The organism is Streptomyces sp. NPDC054813 (assembly GCF_053611365.1).
On sequence record NZ_JBSHAF010000001.1, the window covers coordinates 113986 to 131355 of the forward strand.

Here is a 17370-nt window from a genome sequence, read left to right on the forward strand (position 1 = left end):
ACTGTGTTGTTTCTTTTTGTTTTTCTGTGTGTTCTTTTCCCTCTTTTCTTTGGGGGGTTTTCTCCTGCCTCTTTTCCGTCGCCCGGCAGCTGGTGGGCCTGTACGACCAGGTCGTAGACGAGGCCCGCGTCGGCGATCGCGGCCAGGCCCCGGTGGACGTCCGGGCGCAGCAGCCACTCCGGGTCCGGTTCGCCCTGGACCTGGTGGCGGATGCCCTTCAGGTAGGCGCCGCCGGGGAGTTCGCTGAGGCGGGCGAGTTCGTCGGCGATCCCCGGGTCGGTCAGGTCGGTCCAGCCGACGACTCCGGCGACCAGGTCGTGGGTGTCGGCGACGGCCAGGAACTCGGGGGTCTCCTCCGGGACGGTGACCGTCTGGACGAGGACCGTGCGGGTGACACCGGCCGCCCGTGCCTCGGGTTCCAGGTCCTCGACGGTGAAGTTCCGTCTGAGCGGCTGGAGTTCAGGGCCGGTGATCCAGTCCTGGTCCCGTACCGAGAGGTCCCAGACGTGGTGGTGGGCGTCGACGGTCATGGCAGCTCCCATACGACGGGCAGAGTGTGCAGTGCGGCTCTCATGACGGCTCCTGCGTCGGGAGCGGGGTGTCCACGCGCACGAGTCCGCTGTCGCGCAGCTCCTGCCAGAAGGCGGCGGGGACCGGGGTGGCGAACTGCCTTGCCCCGTCCTCGATCTCCGCCGCCGAGCGGGCGCCGACCAGCACGCTCGCCACGGCCGGGTGGGCCGCGCAGAAGGCGAGGGCGGCCGCGCGGAGCGTGGTGCCGTGCTGTTCGGCGAGTTCCTTGAGGCGCAGGGCGCGGGCGAGCAACTCCTTGGAGACCTGGGCGTAGTTGTAGGTGGCGTCGGGCTTCGGGTCGGCCAGCAGACCGGAGTTGAAGGCCCCGCCGATCACCACCGACGCACCGCATTCCCCGGCGGCCGGGAGCAGGTCGGCCAGGGCGCTCTGGTCGAGGAGGGTGTAGCGGCCGGCGCACAGCACCACGTCGATGTCGGTGTCGCGGACGAACCGGGTGAGCATGTCCGTCTGGTTCATGCCGGCGCCGATCGCACCGACGACACCCTCGGAGCGCAGCTTCTCCAGGGCCGGGTAGCCCTCGCGGAAGGCCTGTTCGACGTGGTCGTCGGGGTCATGGAGATAGACGACGTCGATCCGGTCCAGGCCGAGCCGCTCCAGGCTCGACTCCAGGGTGCGGCGGATGCCGTCGGCGGTGAAGTCCCAGACCCTGCGGTAGCTGTCGGGCACGGCGAAGCCGTGGGCGAGGTCGTCGCCGTCTCCGGGCCCCGGCTCCAGGCGGCGGCCCACCTTGGTGGAGAGGGTGTAGGCGTCCCGGTCGTACTCCCGCAGCGCCTCGCCGAGCCGCCGTTCGGACAGGCCGAGGCCGTAGTGCGGGGCGGTGTCGAAGTAGCGGATGCCCTGCTGCCAGGCGGCGGTGACGGTGTCGTGCGCCTGCCGGTCGGAGACTTCGGTGTAGAGGTTGCCGATGACGGCGGCGCCGAGGCCCAGGGGGCTGACCCGGACGCCGCTTCGGCCGAGGGTGCTCACTGGCCCGCCGGGCGCAGCCGCAGGCCCTGCATGCCGCCGTCGACCGCGAGGGAGGTACCGGTGGTGGCGCCGGACAGCGGGCTCGCCAAGTAGGCGATGGCGCCGGCGACTTCAGCGGCGGAGACCAGGCGGCCGGAGGGCTGGCGGGCCGCCAGGGCGGCACGTTCGGCGGCCGGGTCGGGGGCCTTGTCGAGGAGACGGCCGACCCACGGGGTGTCCGCCGTACCGGGGTTGACGCAGTTGACCCGGACGCCCTCGCGGAGGTGGTCGGCGGCCATCGCGAGGGTCAGGGAGTACACGGCGCCCTTGGTGGCGCTGTACAGGGCGCGTTGCGGGAGACCCGCGGTGGCGGCGATGGAGCAGGTGTTGACGATCGCCGCGTGGTCCGAGCGGCGCAGGTGCGGCAGGGCCACGCGGGCGGTGCGGACCATGCCGAGGACGTTGACGTCGAAGACGCGGCGCCATTCGTCGTCGTCGTTGTCCTCGACCGTGCCCTGGGCGCCGATGCCGGCGTTGTTGACCAGGACGTCGAGGCCGCCGAGGGCTTCCACCGCGCTCTCCACGGCCGTACGCACGGAGGCGTCGTCGGTGACGTCGGACCGGAAGCCGAGCAGCGGCTTCTCGACGGCGGACGGGTCGAGGTCGAGGACGGCGACCTGGGCGCCGCGCTCGGCGAGGAGTTCGGCGGTGGCCCGGCCGATCCCGGAGGCGCCGCCGGTGACCAGTGCTTTCAGGCCCTCGAAGTCGGTCATGCCGCCTGTCCCTTCCGCGTCTGTGTGCGCGTCTGCGTCTGCGTCTGTGCGTCGGTGGCCCAGAAGGTGCCGCCCGGATAGGTGTACTCCGCGATGGACTCCGGTCGCATGGCGGCCGAGAAGCCCGGTGCGGTGGGTGCCGTGTAGTGACCCTCCCGGATCACCACCGGGTCGCGGAAGTGCTCGTGCAGATGGTCGACGTACTCGATGACCCGGTCGTCGGTGGTGCCGGCGACCGCGAGGTAGTCGAACATCGAGAGGTGCTGGACGAGTTCGCACAGTCCGACACCGCCCGCGTGCGGGCAGACGGGGACGCCGAACTTGGCGGCGAGCAAGAGGATGGCGAGGTTCTCGTTGACGCCGGCGACCCGGGCCGCGTCGATCTGGACGATGTCGAGCGCGCCGGCCTGGAGCAGTTGCTTGAAGACGATCCGGTTCTGCACGTGTTCGCCGGTGGCGACCTTGACCGGGGTCACCGCCCGGCGTACGGCGGCATGGCCGAGGATGTCGTCGGGGCTGGTGGGCTCCTCGATCCAGTACGGCTCGAACTCGGCGAGCGCCTTGGTCCACTGGATCGCCTCGTCGACGTTCCAGCGCTGGTTGGCGTCGATGGCCATCCGGATGTCCGGGCCGACGACCGCGCGGGCCACCCGGCAGCGCCGGATGTCGTCCTCCAGGTCGGCGCCGACCTTCAGCTTGATCTGCCGGAATCCGTCGGCCACCGCCTGGGCGGCGAGCCGGGTGAGCTTCTCGTCGTCGTAGCCGAGCCAGCCGGCGGAGGTGGTGTAGGCGGGGAAGCCGACCTCCAGCAGCCGGGCCCGGCGCTCGCCGGCGCCTTCGCGGGCGCGCCGGAGGATGCCGAGGGCCTCCTCGGGGGTGAGGGCGTCGGTGAGGTAGCGGAAGTCGATCTGGCGGACGATCCACTCGGGTTCGGCGTCGGCGAGCAGCTGCCACAGCGGCTTGCCGGCCCGGCGGGCGGCGAGGTCCCACACCGCGTTGATCACCGCGCCGATCGCCATGTGCATCACCCCCTTCTCGGGGCCGAGCCAGCGCAGCTGGCTGTCGCCGATCAGGTCCTGGTAGAGGGTTCCGGGGTCGTCGCAGATCTCGTCCACCGGGCGGCCGAGCACATGGTTCCGCAGCGCGTCGATCGCGGCGACCTGGACGTCGTTGCCCCGCCCGATGGTGAACGTGAACCCGTGTCCCTCGTGCCCGTCGGCCGCGTCGGTGCGCAGCACGACGTAGGCCGCCGAGTAGTCGGGGTCCGGGTTCATCGCGTCCGAGCCGTCGAGCTCGCGCGAGGTGGGGAAGCGGATGTCGTAGGTGTCGACCGCGGTGACGCGACAAGAGGGGCCGGGGCTCGGGGACACGGATTGCCTTTCCGTCAGGGGGAGTTCGGGACGCGGGCCGCTCAGTCCTGCGCCCGTCCCGTGGTGACACGGGCGATCATGAGAGCGACGAGGATGATGCCGCCGTAGATGGCCTGGATCCAGAACGAGGGGACCTGTGCCAGGGTGAGCAGGTTCTGTACGACACCCAGCAGGAGTACGCCGGTCAGGGCGCCGAACATGGTGCCCTTGCCGCCGTCCAGGCTGATGCCGCCGATCACCGCGGCCGCCATCACCGTGAAGATCATGTTGTTGCCCTGGTTGGCGCTGATCGCGCCGACGTAACCGGTCTGCATGATCCCGCCGACGGAGGCGAGGACGCCCGCGACGACGGAGACGCCCAGCACCACCCGGTCGACGCGGATACCGGCCGCGCGGGCGGCCTCCGCGTTGCCGCCGATGGCGTACAGGGCGCGGCCCACCCGGTGGTACTTGAGGATCAGCCCGGCCACGCCGAAGGCGACCGCGGCGAGCCACACCGACAGCGGGACCCGCAGGAAGGTGGAGGTGGCCAGGGAGAAGAACGCGTCGGGCATGCCGAACAGCGTCTTGCCCTTGGTGGCGCCGACGAGCAGCCCGCGCAGCACGATCAGCATGGCGAGGGTGACGATGAAGGCGTTGAGCTTGAACTTCACCACCAGGACGCCGTTGAAGGCGCCGATGACCCCGCCGACGACGAGGACGGCGAGCAGCGCGAGCCCGGCCGGCCACCCGGTGCCCCAGCCGGACTCCGCGGTGGGCAGCACCAGCAGGGCGCCGACGGCGGGGGCGATGCCGACCACCGACTCCAGGGACAGGTCGATCTTGCCGGTGATCAGGATCAGCGACTCGGCGAGGACCACCATGGCCAGGGCCGCCGAGGCACCCAGGATGGAGATCAGGTTCCGTTCGGTGAGGAACGAGTCGTTGACGATCGCGCCGAGCACCAGCAGCACCAACAGCGCGGGTACAAGGGCGAGTTCACGGACCCTTCGGAACAGTACGGCCTTGGCGGCACGGGCGTCGGGGACGCGTACGGGGCCGGCGGTCGAGGCCGACGGGGCCTTCGTGTCAGCCATGGTCCACTCCTTCGGCCGGGGCGCCAGCTCCTGGGGGCATGGAGTCCACTCCTTCTATGGAGGCGATCAGCTCATGGTCGCGCCAGCCCGCCGGGTGCTCGGCGACGACGCGGCCGTGGAAGAGGACGAGGACCCGGTCACAGCGGCGCAGGTCGTCGAGTTCGTCGGAGACGACCAGTACGGCGGTACCGTCCTCGCGGGCGTTGTCCATGCGGGCGAGCAGCGACTCCTTGGACTTCACGTCGACGCCCGCGGTCGGGTTGATGAGCACGAGCAGCCGGGGGTCGGAGGCGAGGGCGCGGGCCATGACGACCTTCTGCGCGTTGCCGCCGGACAGGTCGGAGACGGGCTGCTCGGGGCCCTCGGCGTGGATGTCGAGGCGCTCGATCAGCTCGTCGGCGAAGCGGCGCTTGCGGTCGCCGGCGACGAAACCGAAGCGGCCGAGCCGGTCGAGGACGCTCATGGTGGCGTTGTCGCCGATGCTCATCCCGAAGACCAGCCCCTGCCCGTGCCGGTCGCGCGGCACACAGCCGACACCGGCCTTGAGTGCGGCCTGCACATCGCCGAACGGCAGCCGCTCGTCGCCGAGTTGCGCGGCTCCCCCGGTCGGCGTGTACAGCCCGGCGAAGGACTCCGCCAGCTCGATCTTGCCGCTGCCGCTGGATCCGGCGATCCCGACGACCTCGCCCCGGCGCACGGTGAGGTCGATGCCCTGGTACGTCGGCGAGGTCAGCCCCCGCGCGTCCAGCACGACCGGGGATCCGTCCGCCACCGCGTCGCGGCTGTGGTCCTGCTCGGCGATCGACTCCCCCGCCATGGCCTCCACCAGGGCCCGGCGCGGGAGTTCGGCGACGGGCGCGGTGGTGATCCAGCGGGCGTCACGGAGCACCGTGACGGTCTGGCAGACCTCGTAGACCTCCTGGAGATGGTGCGAGATGAACAGGAAGGTCACGCCCGAGTCCTGGAGCGCCCGCATCCGGCTGAACAGCCGCTCGATCTCCCGGTTGTCTAGCTGCGCGGTCGGCTCGTCGAGCACGATGAACCGGGCGCCGAAGCTCAACGCCCTGGCGATCTCGACCATCTGGCGGTCCTCGACCTTGAGGTCGGCGGTGCGGGCCTCGGGGTCAACATGGACGTCCCAGGTGTCGAGCAGGGCGGCCGCCTCGCTCCGCAGCCGCCGCCAGCTGATGAGACCCCGGCGCAGCGGCTGCCGGTTGATGAACAGGTTCTCGGCGACCGTCAGCTCCGGTACGACCGTGGGCTTCTGGTAGACGCAGGCGACCTTGCTCCGCCAGGCGTCCCGGTCGGTGAGCGGGGGCGCGGGCTCGCCGTCGAAGCGGACCGTGCCCCCGTCCGGGGCCTGGAGGCCGGTGAGGACGCCGACCAGGGTGGACTTGCCGGCGCCGTTGCGGCCGACGAGGGCGTGGGACTCGCCGGGCAGCACGGTGAGCCGGCCGTCGGCGAGGGCGACGGTGGGGCCGTACCGCTTGACGATGTCCCGGGCCTCAACAAGTGGCGTGCTCATTTGACGGTGTTGCCCCACAGCTTCGGGTCGTCCACGTTGTCCTTGGTGACCAGGGGCGCGGGGAGCTGGTCCTCCAGGATGCCGCTGGGCAGCTTGACGATCGTGGAGTCGTGGTCGGTCGGACCCGGCTTGAACGTCTTCCCCTCCATCGCCGCCTTGATGTAGTACATGCCGTACTTGGCGTAGGCGTCGGCGGGCTGGGAGACGGTCGCGTCGATCTGGCCCTTGCGGATGGCGTCGAACTCCTGCGGGATGCCGTCGTTGGAGACGATCACTATGTGCCCGCTCTGCCCGGCCGTCTTGAGCATGCCCTTGGACTTCAGGGTCTGCAGGGTCGGCGCCAGGTAGACACCGCCGGCCTGCATGTAGATGCCCTTGATGTCGGGGTTGGCGTTGAGGAGCGTGTCCAGCTTGGACGCGGCGGTGTCGGACTCCCACTTGGCGGGGATCTCCAGCACCTTGAGCTTCGGGTACTTCTTCTTCACGCAGTCCCGGAACGCCTCGGAGCGGTCCCGGCCGTTGACCGAGGCCAGGTCGCCCATGATCTGGACGACCTTGCCGCTGGTGACGTGCGAGCCGAGGTAGTCGCAGGCCTTGGTGCCGTAGGCGACGTTGTCGGCGCGCACCACCATGGCGACCTTGCCCTTGTCGGGCGCCACGTCCACGGCGACCACCGGCACGCCCTTGCGCTCGGCCTGGTCGAGACCCGCCTCGATGGCCGCGCTGTCCAGCGGGGCGACGACGAGACCCTTCACGCCCTGGTTCAGCTCGTTGTTGATGTCGGTGATCTGCTGCGAGGGGTCACTGTTGGAGTTGACCGTCTTCAGCGCCTCGACGCCTTCCGACTTCGCCATCTTGGGTACGTAGTCGTTGTACGACTGCCAGAACGGCGAGGTCAGCAGGGGCAGGATCACCCCGACCTTGCCGGTGCCGCCGCCTCCGGCGCTGCCGCTGCCGGTGTCCTTCGTGCTGCCGCACGCGGCGAGCGCGAGCGAGGCGCCTACGGCCACGGCCGTCGCGCCGATGATCCGGGACCTGTTCCACTTCCTCAGTGTTCTGCCGGGCATCTGGCAGCTCCTCATCGAGCGTGTTCGAGCAGATGCCCGCATACTTATCAGACCACTCGGCGCCGTCAACACCCCGTGGACGCGTTTTTCCGCGAAACTGGCCGTAGTGGTCCGACCACATCGCTGATTAGACTGCGGCGCACCGGCGAACGGAGGAGCGGTGTGGACGAGACAGCCCCGCAGAAGGGCACGGTGACGCAGCGCGCCATCGAGCGGATCAAGGCGATGATCGGGGAGGGCCGCCTGGAGCCGGGCCAGCGGCTGCCGACGGAACGGGATCTCGCCGCACAGCTGGGCATGTCCCGCAGCTCGATGCGCGAGGCGATCCGCGCGCTGACGGTTCTGGGCGTCCTGGAGGCCCGGCACGGCTCCGGCATCTACGTCACCCAGCTGGAGGCGGGTGACCTGCTGGAGACGTTCGGTGTGGTCGCCGATCTGTCACGTGGACCGCAGCTGGTGGAGCTGCTGGAGGTACGGCGGGTCCTGGAGTCGACGGCGACGGCACTGGCCGCCGCGCGGATCACGGCCGACCAGCTGGCCGAGGTGGAGAAGCATCTGACGGCGATGAACGCGACGGACGACCCCGAGGAGATCCTCGCGCACGACCTCGCCTTCCACCGGGTGATCGCGGGAGCGGCGGGGAACGACACGATGGCCGCGATCCTGGAGGGACTGTCGTCGCGGACGTTCCGGGCCCGGGTGTGGCGGGGGTTTCAGGAGGAGGGGGCGTTCGCGAGGACGCGCCGCGAGCACGCCGCGATTCACCGGGCCCTCGTCGCCCGGGATCCGGAGGCGGCGAGGGCTGCGGCGGCTTCGCATGTGGGTGAGGTGGAGGAGTGGTTGCGGGCTCAGCTACGGGGGTAGGCCGAGGGTTTTCGGCTGCGGGTGCGCCGTGGCTGGTCGCTCCTCCACTCTCGGCTTCGCTCGAGCGGGGGGACCCCCATCGCGGCGGTGGCCGCATGCCGGTACAGCCCCGCGCCCCTTTCGGGGCGCTCCGGCTCAGGTCCTTTTGAAGCGCAAGGTCATCAGCTCGAACGGGCGCAGTCGTACCGTCATGCTGTCACTCTCTCGATCCGGAATCGGCGAGTCCAACGGTCGTTCCAGCAGGTCCGTCACGCTGACCCCCGCGACCTCGAAGCCCGTCGTCAGTGTCGTGCGCGCCCGGCCCCCATGCGCCTCGTGGAACCGCACCACCACGTCGCCGCTGCCGTCGTCCGCCAGCTTCACCGCCGTGACGACGACCGCGTCGTTGTCGACCGTGACCAGCGGAGCCGCCTCCCGCGCACCCGTCACCCTTCGCTCCGGCAGGTTGATCCGCCAGCCCTCCCGTACCGCGTCCGCGATTCCCGCGCCCGGTACCAGTGCGTGCCGGAAGCGGTGGACGCCCTGGTCGGTCTCGGGGTCGGGGAAGCGCGGGGCGCGCAGCAGGGAGACGCGGACCGTGGTCGTCGTACCCCGGTCGCCGTCCGTGCGGACCGCGCGGGTCACGTCGTGGCCGTACGTCGAGTCGTTGACGATCGCCACGCCCCAACCCGGCTCGTCAAGGTGGATGAAGCGGTGGTTGCAGGCCTCGAACTTCGCGGCCTCCCATGAGGTGTTGGTGTGGGTCGGACGGTGGAAGTGACCGAACTGGGTCTCCGACGCATAGCGTTCGGCGTGCAGGTCCAGCGGGAAGGCCAGCTTCAGGAACTTCTCCGTCTCGTGCCAGTCCACCTCCGTGTCGATCAGCAGGCGGCGCTCGCCCGGCGACAGTGACAGCACCTGGGTGACGCGGGAGGAGCCGAAGGACCGGGTGATCCGGACCGAGCGGCCGTCCGCGCCGGCCGTCAGCTCGTCGGTGTCGGTGAGGTCCGTGACCGCGTTGCGGTAGAAGGCGTCGACGTCCCAGGCGTCCCACATGTTCGGGAAGTCCGGGTGGAGTTGGAGCAGGTTGGCGGCACTACCGGGGGCGATGGTCTCTCGGTCGGCGGCGAGGTCGTACGCGGATACGACCAGGCCGCGGGCGTCGATCTCGATCCGGAGCAGGCCGTTGGAGAGGATCCGGCCGCCGTCGGGGCGTTCCGAGACCGTCACCTCCCCGGGCGGCGCCTCCTCGCCGGCGCCCCCGGCCGGCACGCCGTTCCTGCTGTGCGGCGCCGCGTTGAACAGGAGGGGCCGGTCGCCCTCCCCCGCCAGGGCTCGCTGGGCCGCGTCGATGATCCCGTCGAGTTCGGCGGCGACCCGCTGATACGTCGCCCGGGCCTCGCGGTGCACCCAGGCGATCGACGAACCCGGCAGGATGTCGTGGAACTGGTGGAGCAGGACCGTCTTCCAGATCCGGTCCAGGTCCTCGTAGGGGTAGGGGAATCCGGTGCGGACAGCAGCCGTCGCGGCCCACAGCTCGGCCTCCCTCAGGAGGTGCTCGCTGCGCCGGTTGCCCTGTTTGGTCCTGGCCTGGCTGGTGAGGGTGGCGCGGTGGAGTTCGAGGTAGAGCTCGCCCACCCAGACGGGCGGGTCCGGGTATTCGGCCTCCGCTTTCTTGAAGAACTTCTCCGGGGTCTCCCAGACGACCGTCGGAGCGCCCTCCAGGTCCCGTACCCGGGCCGCCTTCGCGACCATCTCGCGGGTGGTGCCCCCGCCGCCGTCACCCCAGCCGGTCGGCGCGAGGGAGTGCCGGGCCCGGCCCTTGTCCTTGAAGTTGCGGGCAGCATGCGCGAGTTCGCTGCCCTTCATGGAGCAGTTGTAGGTGTCGACGGGCGGGAAGTGGGTGAAGATCCGGGTGCCGTCGATGCCCTCCCACTGGAAGGTGTGGTGCGGGAACTTGTTCGTCTGGGACCAGGAGATCTTCTGGGTGAGGAGCCGGGTGGAGCCCGCCGCCCTGATGATCTGCGGGAGCCCGGCCGCGAAGCCGAAGGTGTCCGGCAGCCAGGCCTCGTCGTTCTCGATCCCGAACTCGTCGAGGAAGAACCGTTTGCCGTGCACGAACTGACGGGCCATCGCCTCCGAGCCCGGCATGTTGGTGTCCGACTCCACCCACATGCCGCCGGCCGGCACGAACCTGCCGTCCGCGACCGCCTTCTTCACCCGCGCCCACACCTCGGGCCGGTGCTCCTTCACCCACGCCCACTGCTGGGCCTGGGACATGGCGAACACGAAGTCGGGCTCGTCCTCGATGAGGGCGGTCATGTTGGCGGTCGTACGGGCCACCTTGCGGACCGTCTCGCGCAGCGGCCACAGCCAGGCCGAGTCGATGTGCGCGTGGCCGATCGCGCTGATCCGGTGCGCGGAGGGGACGGCGGGGACGGACAGGACGTCGGTGAGCCGTGCACGCGCCTGCTCCGCCGTGCCGTTGACGTCCTGGAGGTCGACCGCGTCCAGGGCCCGTTCGACCGCGCGGAGGATCTCCCAGCGGCGCTGGGCGTCCGCCGGCAGCTCGGCCATCAGCTCGCCGAGCACCTCCAGGTCGATCACCAGCTGCCACACGGTCTCGTCGAAGACGGCGAGGTCCATCCGGGTGAGCGTGTACTGCGGCTCGTGCCCGGCGGTGTCCTTGTCGCCCAGCCGGGTGGGCCGGAAGGGGTGGTAGTCGAGGATGACGGGGTTGGAGGCGGCCTCGATGTGCAGCCGTACCTGCTCGCCGCCCGTCACCGGGGCGCCGATCCGGACCCACTGGTTGCGCGGGTTGAGGCCCTTCACCGGGGTGCCGTCGGGCCGGTAGACCAGGCCTTCGCACTGGAAGCCGGGCATGTTCTCGTCGAATCCGAGGTCGAGCAGGGCCTCGACGGTCCGCCCGGCCCACTCCTCGGGAACGGTTCCGGTCACCCGGAACCAGCTGGTGCCCCACGGAGCACCCCACCGGGCGCCCACCTCGATCGCCCCGGGCTCGGCCGCGAGCCCTTCGGCGACCGGCACGGGTTCGCCGGGTGCGTCCCACACGGCGACGTCGAGCGGCACGGACTCGGGGTACACGGCGGGACGGATGCGCTCATCGAGGACGCGCCTGAGGCGGGCTTCGACCAAGCTGCGGTCGTCATGCATGTGGGGTGCTCCGTTTGTTCGTTACCGGTTACCAGGTGTGCGTGACGGTCACTGGGGCCGACGAGGTGTACAGCTCCCCTACGGCACGCACTTCGAACCGTGCCGTCACCTCGCCCTGCTCCGGCTGCAGCCCGGCCAGGTAGCAGGCCCGCCGGCCGGTGGCGCCGAGGAAGCGCCGGGTGCCGTCCGGGAGCAGCCGGTGCAGGGTGTACTGCCGTATCTCCCCGGGCGCCGCGTCCCGGACGAGGCGCAGGTCCCCTCCGTCGGCCGCGGTGATCCGCGGATCGGCGGGTGCTGCGGGGTTGCTGACCGAGTCCCGTACGGCGATTCCGCCGAGCCGCCGGGCACGATCGCGTCCCAGTTCACGGAGGTTCACGAGCGGGTGCCCCCTGGTGGGGTGGGGAGCACCTGATCGGGAGTGACGACCTCGGTGATGCCGCGCGCGACGAGATGGTCCTGGTCGTCCGCGCGGGTGTCGAGGACGGTGGTGGGGCGCGCGCCGTCGGCGACCAATCGGAACCAGGCGTCGAAGACGGGCCCGCCGGGCGCGCACCGGGAGCGCCGGGCCGGGTCGGAGGGCACCACGAGTGCCGTGTGGCGCGTCTTCGCCGCCTTGGGCTCGGCCGCCGCGAGGGCGTGCGCGAGGTCCTTGGGTCTGCGGTCGTTGGTGAACAGACCGAGCCCGTATTCGAGTTCGGGGAAGTCGGCGAGGCTCCGGCTGACGTCGTGCGAGCACCACCAGGTGACGCCCCACAGGTCGGGGCAGTCCAGTACGGCGGTGAGCGTCGCCTCGGTGAACGCGGCCGCGTGCTCGGCGGGGATCAGCGGCGCGGGCGCGCCCACTTCCTGGAGCCATACGGGCCGGTGCGGATCCTCGGCCCAGGCCTTGCTGAGCTCAACCAGGTACGCGGCGTGCTGCTCGGTCTGCGGGGCGGTGCGGCCGTGGCGCTGGGCGGTGCCGTTGAACACCCAGGAGTGCACGGCGGTGAGGTCGCCGAGGCGGGCCGAGTGGGCGGGCGTGAAGGGCTGGTCGTCCTGGTACCAGGCGGCGTCGTAGGAGGCATGCAGATGCAGCCTGCCGGGGGCGGCCTCGGCGCAGGCCGCCAGCAGCCGGGCCAGCCAGCGCTCGGCCTCCGCCTCGGTGGCCCGGTCCGGATCCGGATGCGGGCCGGCGGCGAACTGGTTGACCTCGTTGCCGATCGTCATCCCGATGAAGTTCGGCCGGTCCGCGAGCGCGGCGGCCAGGGTGCGGAGATAGGCGGCCTCCCCCGCCACGACCTCCGGGTCGGTGAAGAGGTTGCGCCGGTGCCAGGTCCGGGTCCAGGCCGGCAGGAAGTCGAAGCTGCTCAGGTGCCCCTGGAGGCCGTCCACGTTGACGTCGAGCCCGCGTTCGGCCGCCGCGTCGGCGAGGGCGACCAGTTGCTCCACGGCCCGCGGCCGGATCAGGGTGCGGTCGGGCTGGAAGTAGGGCCACAGCGGAAAGACCCGGATGTGGTCGAGTCCCAGGGCGGCGATCGAGTCGAGGTCGGCGCGCACCGAGTCCAGGTCGAAGTCGAGCCAGTGGTGGAACCACCCTTCGCTGGGGGTGTAGTTGACGCCGAAGCGCACGGCAGGAGGCATGCGGTCTCCTTGCGGGAACGGGGGTTCAGCCTTTGACGGCGCCTTCGCCGACCCCGCGGAAGAAGTACCGCTGGAGGCAGGCGAACAGGGCGATGAGCGGGGCCACGGCGATCACGGTGCCGGCGGCGACGAGGCGTTCGTCGTTGGCGAAGGTGCCGTGCAGGTAGTTGAGGCCGATGGTGAGCGTAAACCTGGACGGGTCGCTGAGCACGATCAGCGGCCAGAGGAAGTCGTCCCAGGCGCCCATGAAGGCGAAGATCGCGACGACGGCGACGGTGCCCTTGACCGACGGGAGTGCGATCCGCAGGAACCGCTGCCAGACGTCGGCGCCGTCGACGTAGGCCGCCTCCTCGATCTCGTAGGGCAGGTTGAGGAAGGCGTTGCGCATCAGCAGCACGTTCATCGCGCCGATGGACCCGGGCAGCACGACGCCGATCAGGGTGTTGTTGAGGCCGAGTTCCCGCATGGTGGTGAACTGGGCGATGATGATCCCCTCCACCGGCACGAGCATCGCCAGGATGAAGACGAGGGTGGCGATCCGGCGGCCCCGGTAGCGCAGCCGGGCCAGGGCGTATCCGGCGAGCGCCGAGCCGACGCAGTTGGTGACGACACTCGCGCCCGCCACCTTCAGCGAGTTGAGGGCGTAGTCCCAGACCGGGATGGTGTCGGCGACCCGCTGGTAGTTGTGCAGGGTGGGATGCTCGGGCAGGAAGCTCGGGGGCGAGCTGAAGATGTCCTCGGTCGGGCCCTTGAGCGAGGTGGACAGCTGCCACAGGAACGGTCCGACGGTGACCGCCAGCACGAGCAGCAGCAGGGCGTAGCGCAGGACCAGTTCGCCGGTCCGGATGCGGCGGCCGTGTTCGTCGGTGAAGCGGGCCCGGGTGACGCTCATGGGCGGTCCCTCCGGTCGGCGCGCAGCACCAGGAGCATCAGCACGACGGTGACGACGAAGACGACGACGGAGAGCGCCGAGGCGTAGCCGACGCGGCCGGTCAGCCCGGTGCCGGTGCGCTGGACGAGCATCACGAGGGTGGTGTCCTCGCCGGCCGGGCCGCCGCTCGGGCCCGCCATCAGGTACACCTCGGAGAACACCTTGAAGGCGGCGACCGAGGAGAGCGCGGCGACCAGCACCATCGTGGAGCGTACGGCGGGGACCGTGACGGAGAGGAAGCGGCGCACCGCCCCCGCGCCGTCCACGGCGGCGGCCTCGTGCAGCTCGCGCGGGACGTTGGCGAGCGCCGCCAGATAAATGATCATGTAGTAGCCGAGGCCCTTCCAGACCGTGACCGCCATCGCGCTCAGCAGAAGCAGCCACTGGTCGCTGAGGAAGCCGATCCGGCCGATCCCGACCGTCTCCAGCAGGGAGTTGACCAGGCCGCGTTCGTCGAGGAGCCAGACCCAGATGAGCCCGACCACGACGATCGAGGCGACGACCGGGGTGTAGAAGGCGGACCGGAAGAAGGTGATGCCCGGGATGTTCTTCTGCACCAGCAGTGCGAGCAGCAGCGGCAGGACGACGAGGGCCGGTACGACCACAAGGACGTAGAGCGTGCTGTTGCGCAGGCCGGTCCAGAACATGTCGTCGTGGATCAGCTCACGGAAGTTGGCGAGGCCGACGAACCGGCCCGGGATCAGGGTGCGGCGGTCGGTGAAGGAGTTGACCACCGTCGAGACGAACGGATAGAGCACGAAGGCGCCGATGACCAGCAGTCCGGGCGCGGCGAACAGCCAGGGACTGGTGGGGAGTTGGCGCCGCACGCGGGACACGCCGGCCATGCCTCGCCGCTCAGCCCTGCTGCTGGAGCAGCTGGTCGCAGGACTTGACAGCGTTGTCCAGAGCCGTCTTGGGGCTCTCCTTGCCCTGCAGGGCCTTGGCGACCTCGTTGCGCAGCGCGGTCTTCATCTGGTCGCTGAACAGCACCGGCGTGTAATTGACCGCGTTCTTCAGTGACTTGGCGGCGGCGATCCGCACCCGGGTCTCGTCGGTGCCGTCCTCCTTGGTGAAGTACGGGTCGTCGAGGGAGCCGGCGGTGCTCGGGAAGATGGCGACCTTCTTGGCGAAAGACATCTGGTTCTGCGCGTCGGTCACGAAGTGCGCGAAGGCGACGGCGGCCGCCGTGTGCTTGGTCTTCGAGTTGACCATCACGCCCATCACGTACATGTTGACGTGCCCGGTGCTGGTGATCTGGTCGGTGATGCCGATGTTCTTGTACAGGTTCGGTGCCTGCTTCTGGAAGTTGGCGAGGTCGAGGGCGCTGCCGGGGTTCATGGCGACGGCCTCGGTGAGGAACTTCTTGCCGGAGGACTCCGGGGTCGCGGTCAGCGCCTGCGGGTCCAGCGCCTTGGCGTCGTACAGCTCCTTGTACTTGGTGAGCAGTTCGATGCCCTTGGCGTCATTGAAGGCGAAGCCGGTCCCCGCCTTGTCCATCAGCTCGACGCCGTAGCGACCGAAGTCCTCGATGGTGGGGACGTTGGCGAGGGTGGCGACCTTGCCGTCGCTCTGCTGTGCCATCTTCAGGGCGTCGGCGAAGAGGTCGCCGTAGGTCTTCGGCGGCTGCGCGGGATCGAGTCCGGCCTGCTTGAACAGGGCCTTGTTGTAGAAGAGCGGCCCGGTGTTCAGGTACCAGGGAAAGGCGTACGTCCCGCTCATCCCCGGTATTTGATGGCTGGCCCAAGCCCCCGCCAGATACTCGGACTTGTACTTGCTCGCCGCCTTGTCGAGGTCGAGGGCGAGGCCCGCCTCGGCGAGCGGGGCGGCGAGGTCCGGGGAGACGTTGACGACGTCGGGCAGGGTGCCGCCGGCCGCGTCCGCGCTGATCTTGTCGGCGTAGCCCTCGGCGGGCTGGTCGATCCACTTCACGTGGGTGTCCGGGTACTTCTTCTCGAAGTCCGCGATCAGGCCTTCGAAGTACGGCTTGAAGTTCGCGCGCAGGTTCCAGGTCTGGAAGGTGATGTCGCCCTCGACCTTGCCCGAGGCGTCGGTGGAGCCACCGCCGTCCGCCCCGGAACCGCAGGCGCTCAGCGGCAGGGCGAGGAAGGCGGCAGCGGCGAGGGCGAGGGCTCTGCGGGAGATACGCATGGTCCGTTGCTCCTTTGCAGCGGGGGGGCGGCCGAAGGTGCCGCGCCAGACCTTGCACGCCGTTTCCGCGACGAGTCAATGGATTCGGCAGAGCTAAAGTCATTAGTGACTCAAAGCCCCTGCTCAGCAAGGCGTTACGAACGTATTGCGGTCGATCACTAATACGCTTTAGGGTGTTCGAACTCAAGCGCATTAGCGGATCACGGTCCCGACCGAATGAGGAGCTGAGTTGGCGGAGAAACGCACCCCCGCGCGCCGGCCGACGATGAAGGACATCGCGCGCCGGTCCGGAGTCTCCGAGAGCGCGGTCTCCTTCGCGCTCAACGGCCGCCCCGGGGTCTCCGAGACCACCCGGGCGCGGGTGCACCGGGTCGCCGAGCAGCTCGGCTGGCGGCCCAGCACGGCCGCCCGCGCGCTGTCCGGCGAAGGCGCGGCCACGGTGGGCTTCGTCCTCGCCCGTCCCGCGCACTCGCTGGGCGTGGACTCGTTCTTCCTCCAACTGGTCTCCGGCATCCAGGAGGTGCTCGCCGAACGCCATCTCGGCCTGCTCTTCCAGATGGCCGAGGACGTGGCCGACGAGTGCGCGGTGTACCGCCGCTGGTGGGCGGAACACCGCGTCGACGGCATCCTGATGGTGGACCCGCGCGCCGACGACCCCCGCCCCGACCTGCTGGACGAGCTGGGCCTGCCGGCGGTGGTGATCGGCGGCGCCCCCGACGAACGCCACCCGGGGCTGTCGACGGTCTGGGCGGACGACGCAGCCGCGATGGCGTCGGTGGTGGACGAGCTGACGGCGCTGGGCCACCGCAGGATCGTGCACATCGCGGGCCTGCCCGGCCTCGCCCACACCCAGCGCCGGATCCGCACCCTGCGCACCGAGGCGGACGGCCGGGGTCTGACCGAGGTCCGTTCGGTCACCACCGACTACTCCGACGCCGAGGGCGCGGCCGTCACCCGCCGCGTGCTGCGTACCACCCCGCCCCCGACGGCCCTGATCTACGACAACGACGTGATGGCGGTGGCCGGGGTCGCGGCCGCCGCCGAACTCGGCTACGCGGTCCCGGACGACGTCTCCGTGGTCTCCTGGGAGGACTCGGCACTGTGCCGCATGGTCAAGCCGTGGCTGTCGGCGCTCTCCCGGGACAGCGCCGAGTTCGGCCGGGTGGCGGCCCACGAGCTGACGGCCCTGCTGGACGGCGGCTCGGCCCGCGCGGTGCGGGTGCCGGTGCCCCGACTGACGGTACGGGGCAGCACGGCGGCCGCCGCTCGCTACGATGAGCCGTCTACCTGAGGACTGTTACGGGGGA

At 70.4% G+C, this 17370-nt stretch carries 14 protein-coding genes and 1 pseudogene; 2 read left to right on the forward strand and 13 right to left on the reverse strand.

Features of this window, described 5'->3' with window-relative positions; translation table 11 throughout:
- The 7 genes from ACWGJB_RS00515 to ACWGJB_RS00545 all read right to left on the reverse strand — a co-directional run.
- Window positions 1-530 (reverse strand): amidohydrolase family protein (locus tag ACWGJB_RS00515; RefSeq protein WP_453378097.1); only part of this gene is annotated, 530 nt, incomplete at its 3' end.
- 40 nt (window positions 531-570) lie between these two features.
- Window positions 571-1557, reverse strand: coding sequence for an aldo/keto reductase (locus tag ACWGJB_RS00520; protein ID WP_453378098.1), 987 nt, complete (start codon window positions 1555-1557; stop codon window positions 571-573).
- Window positions 1554-2309 (reverse strand): SDR family NAD(P)-dependent oxidoreductase, encoded by a 756-nt coding sequence (locus tag ACWGJB_RS00525; RefSeq protein WP_453378099.1) that lies wholly within the window; start codon window positions 2307-2309, stop codon window positions 1554-1556. Before ACWGJB_RS00525 ends, ACWGJB_RS00520 begins: the two co-directional genes overlap by 4 nt.
- Window positions 2306-3679 carry an L-fuconate dehydratase gene (locus ACWGJB_RS00530; protein ID WP_453378100.1) on the reverse strand — a complete coding sequence of 458 codons (1374 nt, stop codon included), beginning with the start codon at window positions 3677-3679 and terminating at the stop codon, window positions 2306-2308. The genes ACWGJB_RS00525 and ACWGJB_RS00530 overlap by 4 nt, the downstream gene beginning before the upstream one ends.
- A gap of 41 nt (window positions 3680-3720) precedes the next feature.
- Window positions 3721-4755, reverse strand: a complete 1035-nt coding sequence (locus tag ACWGJB_RS00535) for an ABC transporter permease (protein WP_453378101.1) — start codon at window positions 4753-4755, stop codon at window positions 3721-3723.
- Window positions 4748-6280 carry a sugar ABC transporter ATP-binding protein gene (locus ACWGJB_RS00540; protein ID WP_453378102.1) on the reverse strand — a complete coding sequence of 511 codons (1533 nt, stop codon included), beginning with the start codon at window positions 6278-6280 and terminating at the stop codon, window positions 4748-4750. The genes ACWGJB_RS00535 and ACWGJB_RS00540 overlap by 8 nt, the downstream gene beginning before the upstream one ends.
- Window positions 6277-7347, reverse strand: a complete 1071-nt coding sequence (locus ACWGJB_RS00545; RefSeq protein WP_453378103.1) for a sugar ABC transporter substrate-binding protein — start codon at window positions 7345-7347, stop codon at window positions 6277-6279. The genes ACWGJB_RS00540 and ACWGJB_RS00545 overlap by 4 nt, the downstream gene beginning before the upstream one ends.
- A 162-nt stretch (window positions 7348-7509) precedes the next feature.
- Here ACWGJB_RS00545 and ACWGJB_RS00550 point away from each other — a divergent pair, with 162 nt between their 5' ends.
- A complete protein-coding gene (locus ACWGJB_RS00550) occupies window positions 7510-8211 on the forward strand; it encodes a FadR/GntR family transcriptional regulator (RefSeq protein WP_453378104.1) in 702 nt (233 codons plus the stop codon).
- Window positions 8212-8346: 135 nt separating this feature from the next.
- Here ACWGJB_RS00550 and ACWGJB_RS00555 read toward each other — a convergent pair whose 3' ends face one another.
- The 6 genes and pseudogenes from ACWGJB_RS00555 to ACWGJB_RS00580 form a co-directional block, all read right to left on the reverse strand.
- Window positions 8347-11364, reverse strand: coding sequence for an alpha-mannosidase (locus ACWGJB_RS00555; RefSeq protein ID WP_453378105.1), 3018 nt, complete (start codon window positions 11362-11364; stop codon window positions 8347-8349).
- A 28-nt stretch (window positions 11365-11392) separates the two neighbouring features.
- A pseudogene (locus ACWGJB_RS00560) lies at window positions 11393-11704 on the reverse strand (endo-beta-N-acetylglucosaminidase); the annotation flags it as partial.
- A gap of 32 nt (window positions 11705-11736) precedes the next feature.
- A complete protein-coding gene (locus tag ACWGJB_RS00565; protein WP_453378106.1) occupies window positions 11737-12984 on the reverse strand; it encodes a glycoside hydrolase 5 family protein in 1248 nt (415 codons plus the stop codon).
- Between the two features lie 25 nt (window positions 12985-13009).
- Window positions 13010-13876 (reverse strand): carbohydrate ABC transporter permease, encoded by an 867-nt coding sequence (locus ACWGJB_RS00570; RefSeq protein WP_453378107.1) that lies wholly within the window; start codon window positions 13874-13876, stop codon window positions 13010-13012.
- The gene (locus ACWGJB_RS00575; RefSeq protein ID WP_453378108.1) at window positions 13873-14760 is read right to left on the reverse strand and encodes a carbohydrate ABC transporter permease; all 888 of its coding nucleotides are present in this window, start codon (window positions 14758-14760) and stop codon (window positions 13873-13875) included. Before ACWGJB_RS00575 ends, ACWGJB_RS00570 begins: the two co-directional genes overlap by 4 nt.
- Window positions 14761-14770: 10 nt before the next feature.
- A complete protein-coding gene (locus ACWGJB_RS00580) occupies window positions 14771-16063 on the reverse strand; it encodes an ABC transporter substrate-binding protein (RefSeq protein WP_453378109.1) in 1293 nt (430 codons plus the stop codon).
- Window positions 16064-16328: 265 nt separating this feature from the next.
- Here ACWGJB_RS00580 and ACWGJB_RS00585 point away from each other — a divergent pair, with 265 nt between their 5' ends.
- Window positions 16329-17354, forward strand: coding sequence for a LacI family DNA-binding transcriptional regulator (locus ACWGJB_RS00585; RefSeq protein WP_453378568.1), 1026 nt, complete (start codon window positions 16329-16331; stop codon window positions 17352-17354).
- Window positions 17355-17370: the final 16 nt, after the last annotated feature.